We start from the raw sequence: 512 nt of genomic DNA, 5'->3' as shown, positions 1-512 counted from the left end.
GGCGGATTGTTTGTTCAACCGCATTATTACTTAGTGGCACTTGACCATTCTCAAAAATACGATATACACGTTGGCGAAGCCTTTGCGCATTCTCAATTGCTTTTCGTAGTTTACCCATTGGGTGCTCAATCTTCACTAGATAATCATAGAATTGATCAAGCAGTGGTTTTATCTTCTCCTTTCGCAAGGCCAACTTTTCCTTTGAACTTTGGTATTTTAGGCCGTTTTCCGTATGGAAAACGTGACTTAATAGCTCAATTGCCCGCCATGCCTTTGTCTGGCGGCGTTGATTTGGTTTTAAAAGTTTGGTAATTCGAATAAATTCACGGCGAATATGGACCAAACAAGAACCGAATTTTGCTCGAGGATAAAGGCGATTGCTGTAACCATTATAGCCATCGCACATAATAATCCCCGGGTAATTCTCGCCTAAGATTTTCCCAACCATTTGTCCCGATCTACTATTCGCATAATGGAAAACACCTATTTGATGGTGACTGAATTCCTTAGTC

At 41.0% G+C, this 512-nt stretch carries 1 protein-coding gene; it reads right to left on the bottom strand.

Annotated elements, in window-relative coordinates:
• Nucleotides 1-448, bottom strand: a 448-nt coding sequence (locus tag QOS07_RS09315; protein WP_283588657.1) for an IS66 family transposase, incomplete at its 3' end; no start/stop codon positions are given.
• Between the last annotated feature and the right edge of the window lie 64 nt (nucleotides 449-512).

The organism is Limosilactobacillus viscerum, assembly GCF_947387525.1.
In the GTDB taxonomy this organism is placed as follows: domain Bacteria; phylum Bacillota; class Bacilli; order Lactobacillales; family Lactobacillaceae; genus Limosilactobacillus; species Limosilactobacillus viscerum.
Note: the sequence above shows the minus strand (reverse complement) of the source record. Positions and strands in the feature narration are given on the sequence as shown.